The sequence below is a fragment of the Kitasatospora sp. MBT63 genome, from assembly GCF_000710465.2.
GTDB lineage: Bacteria > Actinomycetota > Actinomycetes > Streptomycetales > Streptomycetaceae > Kitasatospora.
In genome coordinates this window covers 1-5,081 of sequence record NZ_JAIZ01000213.1, presented here as the reverse complement: position 1 = coordinate 5,081, position 5,081 = coordinate 1, and the positions used below count along the sequence as shown (strand labels likewise).

4 protein-coding genes and 1 pseudogene are annotated in these 5,081 nt (G+C 74.6%); 4 read left to right on the top strand and 1 reads right to left on the bottom strand.

Translation table 11 applies throughout. The features are described 5' to 3' along the window. Positions 1-226 precede the first annotated feature (226 nt). The 4 genes from AA75_RS14665 to AA75_RS14650 all read left to right on the top strand — a co-directional run bounded on the left by AA75_RS14665 (position 227) and on the right by AA75_RS14650 (position 4,373). Positions 227-1,654 carry a M1 family metallopeptidase gene (locus AA75_RS14665; protein ID WP_199520326.1) on the top strand — a complete coding sequence of 476 codons (1,428 nt, stop codon included), beginning with the start codon at positions 227-229 and terminating at the stop codon, positions 1,652-1,654. A gap of 111 nt (positions 1,655-1,765) precedes the next feature. Then, complete coding sequence (locus tag AA75_RS14660; protein WP_033820439.1) at positions 1,766-2,404, top strand: HAD family hydrolase; 639 nt, start codon at positions 1,766-1,768, stop codon at positions 2,402-2,404. 198 nt (positions 2,405-2,602) lie between these two features. Continuing rightward, positions 2,603-3,487: a spherulation-specific family 4 protein gene (locus tag AA75_RS14655; protein WP_233289025.1), complete on the top strand. Its 885-nt coding sequence runs from the start codon at positions 2,603-2,605 to the stop codon at positions 3,485-3,487. Between the two features lie 193 nt (positions 3,488-3,680). After that, positions 3,681-4,373 carry a TetR family transcriptional regulator C-terminal domain-containing protein gene (locus AA75_RS14650; RefSeq protein ID WP_033820441.1) on the top strand — a complete coding sequence of 231 codons (693 nt, stop codon included), beginning with the start codon at positions 3,681-3,683 and terminating at the stop codon, positions 4,371-4,373. A 45-nt stretch (positions 4,374-4,418) separates the two neighbouring features. Here AA75_RS14650 and AA75_RS49320 read toward each other — a convergent pair. Further along, positions 4,419-5,081: pseudogene (locus tag AA75_RS49320) on the bottom strand (hypothetical protein); the annotation flags it as partial.

The following is a 5,081-nucleotide window of genomic DNA, read 5'->3' as shown; positions in this document are numbered from 1 at the left end:
CCGGACCGGCGCCCGACCCGGCCGGCCCGCACCGGCCGCGGCCGGGTCCGCCCCGGCGGCACCCGAACCAGACTGGGCTGACGGCTACCGGCATGGAGCCAACCGAAGGTGGCCAGCCGACGGTGCCACCCGTACGGGTGAACCGGGGCCGGACGACGGTGCGACCGGCCGTCCGGGCCGTGTCGCCGACCGGGCCCGCGGGCCGCAGTGGCCGATGATGCGCCGTATGACGAGAAGCTCAGCTGCCGCGGTCGCGTTGCGGATCGCCTGCGCGATGGCCCTGTTCACCGGCGTACCGGCCGCGACGGCCTCGGCCGCGTTCGCCGCCCCGGGCCCTGACACCGGATCGCCCACCGCCGGGGGCGCCGGGTCCGGCGACCCGTACTTCCCGCTCGCCGGGAACCAGGGGTACGACGTGGCGCACTACGACCTGGACCTCGACTTCACCCCGGCGACCCACCACCTGACCGCCGAGGCGACCATCCGGGCGACGGCGCAGCGGTACCTGCGCAGCTTCGACCTGGACTACTCGGGGCCGGAGATCACGGGTGTGGAGGTGGACGGGCGGCCGGCGCGGTTCCGGCGCGAGGGACAGGAGTTGGTGGTCGAGCCGGTCCGGCCGCCGCGCCCCGGCGAGGGGTTCACGGTGAAGGTCGCCTACCAGGGCGTCCCGCAGCGGATCTCGGACCCGGTGCTCGGCGACTACGGCTGGCTGAACACGGATGACGGTGCCGTCGCCCTCAACGAGCCGGACGGCGCGCGGACCTGGTACCCGGTCAACGACGACCTGAACGACAAGGCCACCTACACCTTCCGGATCACCACCCCGTCCGGGGTGAAGGCCCTGGCCAACGGGGAGCAGCACGGTGAGGCACAGGTCCACGGCGGCCGGTCGACCGTGACCTGGGAGATGCGGCGGCCGATGGCGAGCTACCTGTCGATGGTGGCGATCGGGGACTTCCGGGTGACCCGGGGCGAGGCCGGCGGCATCCCGTCGGTGACGGCGTACGACCCGGCGGCCGGCGGCGACGACACGTTCCTGCGGGCGACGACCGAGCGGGCGGTGGTGGAGCAGGCCCGGCGGTTCGGCCGGTACCCGTTCGACTCGGTGGGCGGGATCATCGACCGGATCGGGGTCGGGTACGAGCTGGAGACCCAGAGCCGCCCGGTGTACGACGGTGAGCCGGACGAGCTGGCGGTGGTGCACGAGATCGCCCACCAGTGGTTCGGCGACTCCGTCACCCCGCGCACCTGGCGGGACATCTGGCTGAACGAGGGGTTCGCGACCTTCGCCGAGTGGCGCTGGCAGGAGGACCACGGAGGCCCGACCGCTCGGGAGACCTTCGACGGGTACTACGCGACCCCGGCCACGGACCCGTTCTGGCAGCTGAAGACCGGCGACCCCGGGCACGACAACATCTTCGACCAGGACGCGGTGTACACCCGGGGCGCGATGACCTTGCAGGCGCTGCGCGAGCTGATCGGGGAGCGTGATTTCGCCACCCTGCTGGCCGAGTGGCCGACCCGGTACCGCTACGGCAACGCCGACAGCTGCGACCTGCGCGCACTGGCGGAGCAGATCTCGCACCGGGACCTGGGGGCGTTCTTCGACGCCTGGCTGTACACCGCGGCCAAGCCCGCGCCGCCGGCCTGAGGCCGGCTCAGGCCGCACTCGGGCCCGTCGCCGGGCGGCCGCTCAGCGGTCGGCCCGGCGGGTGCGGCGCGGTTCCGCGGCCCGGCGGTGCCGCGTCGCTACGCTGGCGCCATGCAGCGGCTCGTCCTGGTGGACCTGGACCACACCCTCGTCGAACGCCGGTGCCCGACCACCGAGTGGACCGCCGAGTTCTGCGCCGAACGGGGCCTGCCGCCTGCCGCCGAGCCGGCGATCCTGGCGGCACCGACCGCGGAGACCTTCGAGCGGCTGGCGGCGGCGCACGGAACGGACCGGTCCGGGCCGGACCTGTGGACGCGGTACGTGGACGGGCTGGCGGAACGCGTGTACGTCCTGCCCGGTGCGCTGGAGGCGGTCGGCCGGCTCCGGGCGGCCGGCTGGACGGTGACCGTGCTGACCAACGGGTACACCGCGATCCAGGGCGCCAAGCTGGCCAGGACCGGTCTGCTGGAGGCCGTGGACACGGTCTGCATCTCGGAGGAGGCCGGCGCCCGCAAGCCCGACCCGGAGATCTTCCGGGTCGCGGCCCGGCGTTCGGGCCACGACCTGGCGGCGGGGGCCTGGATGGTCGGCAACAACCCGGCCACCGACATCCTGGGCGCGCAGGCGGCGGGCGTCGGGAGCATCTGGATCTCGCCGGAGCTGCCCTGGCAGGCCGACCACCCCGCGCCGGACCACGCGGTCCGCGACGTACCGGCGGCCGCCGAGGTGCTGCTCGGGCTGCCCGGCTGACCCTGCGTCGGATGTCACGCGGCCGTACGGGCGTGGCCATGCGCGCGCGGGCGGCCACGGGCCGGGCACCGGACCGGGATGCTGAGCTGACGTTCCGTCCGATGGTCGACGGGGGTTACGGCGAGCGCCACGAGGCTGTCGCCCACGGGTGCAAGAATGCGATCACGTTCGATCGATCATGGGGGATTCGCTATGCGCATGTTGACCAAGAGCCTGCCGGTGGCGCTGATCGGCGCCGCACTCGCGACCGCGAGCAGCACCTCGGGCGCAGCCGCCGCCGGGCACACCCGCGGCCTGGAGATCGCCGTTCCGGCGTACGTCGCGCCGGGCCACCCGATGCTGACGGGCATCCGGTCCGCGCAGCCCGCGGCGTCGGTCGTGATCCTCAACCCGAACAACGGCTACGACCCGTTCGATGCCACCTGGCAGGCCCAGGCCGACACGCTCCGCACCGCCACCACCGCCACCGGCGGCCACACCAAGGTGCTCGGCTACGTCGACACCGACCACGGCAACCGCTCCCTCGCGGCGGTGAAGGCGACCGTCGACAACTACCTGAGGACCGCCGACCACAAGGTCCACGTCGACGGCATCTTCTTCGACCAGTCCGGCCGCGACTGCGGCACCGACAACGCGCTGCGCGACTACTACCTCGCCCTGCGCACGTACGTGCAGGAGACCGTCTCCGCGCTCGACCCGGAGGTCGAGGAGATGGTGGTGGACAACCCCGGCACCGCCGTCGCCGACTGCTACCTGGAGCCCGGTCACCGGACCGCCGACACCTTCGTCACCTTCGAGAACACCTACGCCGCGTACACCGGCGCCGGCTGGCTCGGCGGCAACGTCTTCAACTACACCGTGGGCTACTACTCGGGTGCCGCCCTCGACCCGAGCGGCACCGCGTTCTGGCACCTGGTGCACACCACCCCGGACGCCACCGCGATGCACGACGCCCTCGACAAGGCCTTCGACCGCGGCGCCGGCTACGCCTACGTCACCGACGACGTGATGCTCAACCCGTGGGACGCCACCCCGAGTTGGGGCTTCGCCGCACAGAGCGCGTACGCCGCCACCAAGGGCTGACGCCGCACGTCCGCCGGGGCCGCGGCCGAACGGCCGGCCCCGGCGGGCACCCCGCCCGGTTCCCGTGCGATGGCCAGGCGATGGCCCCGCGATGGCCGCGACCGGCTCCGGCCTGCGGACGGACGGAGGGCCGGCCCGGCGGCGGCACCACGTATCGTGAGTGGTCGTGCCGAACAGCCGGGAGGAACAGCAGATGGCGGAGCCACGGGCGCGCCGGGCTGCCCGGCCGCGCGAGGAGGTGTTCGCGGCGGCCCGCACGGCCATCGCCGAGCACGGGCTCGCCAAGCTCACCATGGCCGGACTCGGCAAACAGCTCCAGATGAGCGCCGGACACCTGCTCTACTACTTCGGCAGCAAGGACCAGCTGCTGCTGGAGACCCTCCACTGGAGCGAGGAGCAGCTCGGCGAACGCCGACGCGCCGCCCTCGCCCGGCCCGGCGCGACGGGCCGGGAACGGCTGGCCGCCTACGCCGGGCTGTACCTGCCCGAGGGGCCCGGTGACCCGCGCTGGATCCTGTGGGTCGAGGTCTGGGGGCGCTCCCCCGCCAGTGCCGAGATCCGGCAGGGCCAGCAGGCGATCGAGGTCCCGTGGCACGCCGATCTGGTCGGCGTGATCGAGGACGGCGTGGCCACCGGCGAGTTCGCGCTCGCCGGAGCGCGGCCGGGCCCGGCCCCGGAGTCGGCACCCACCGGGCCGGACGCTTCGTCCACCGGGCCGGAGTCCGCGCCCGCCGGGCGGGGGTCGGTCCAGGACGTGGCGACGCAGATCAGGGCGCTGCTGGACGGTTTCGCGGTACCGATCGCGATCGGGCTGCCCGGCGCCCGCCGGGAGGACGCCCTGGCCCAGGTGGCCGCGGTGACCACCGCCCTGCTCGGACCGCGCTGACCCGCGCCCCGCAACGGCGGCCCGTGACCGGACCCGGGCGGCTGCTCACTCCGTCCAGAGCGCGGCGGCCGTGCGGTCGTCGGCGTACCCCTTGGCCCTGACCTGCACCTGGCGCAGGAAGTCGACCGTGCCGGGCGGGTGGGGGTGCGCCCAGTGGTTGGACAGGAAGTGCGCCACCGCCGGCTCCTCGGCGATCGGCGCGGCCAGACCGGGGGTGCAGAGCAGCAGGATGTCCCCGGGCGTGGCCGGTACCAGCCGGAACCGGAACGGCCGGGGCGTGGGCGCCGGAGCGGGCGGCAACGGAGGCTGCCCGTCGGGATGGTGCAGCAGCCGGGCCGCGTACGCGTCGATCCAGTGGCCGGAACGGAGCAGGTAGAGCGCGCCCGGGCCGGTGCCGAAGGCGGCCCGGTGGGTCGCCGACGGATCCAGCGAGATCAACATGCAGTGCAGCGAGCCCCGGTCCGCCTCGTCGTCGCCGTCCCCTCCTTCATCGCCCTCGCTGTCGTGGCCGCCCGCCGCGCCCGCCCGATCCGGGCCGTCGGCGGTGGTGTCGACCGCGGTGGCGAGCGGGCCGGAGGCCAGGACGGTCAGCCGCTGCAGCCCGTAGCGGAGCCGGTCGCGCGCGCCGGCCCGGAGGTCCGCGGCGAGCTCGCTGCGGCTGCGGCCGATCGCGGCGGCGAGACGGCGGGCCGCCTCCGCAGCCGACCC

Excerpts from the sequence above, each read along its gene's own strand:
- AA75_RS14665 (WP_199520326.1), top strand. The coding sequence starts at position 227 with ATGACGAGAAGCTCAGCTGCCGCGGTCGCGTTGCGGATCGCCTGCGCG.
- AA75_RS14660 (WP_033820439.1), top strand. The coding sequence starts at position 1,766 with ATGCAGCGGCTCGTCCTGGTGGACCTGGACCACACCCTCGTCGAACGC.
- AA75_RS14655 (WP_233289025.1), top strand. The coding sequence starts at position 2,603 with ATGTTGACCAAGAGCCTGCCGGTGGCGCTGATCGGCGCCGCACTCGCG.
- AA75_RS14650 (WP_033820441.1), top strand. The coding sequence starts at position 3,681 with ATGGCGGAGCCACGGGCGCGCCGGGCTGCCCGGCCGCGCGAGGAGGTG.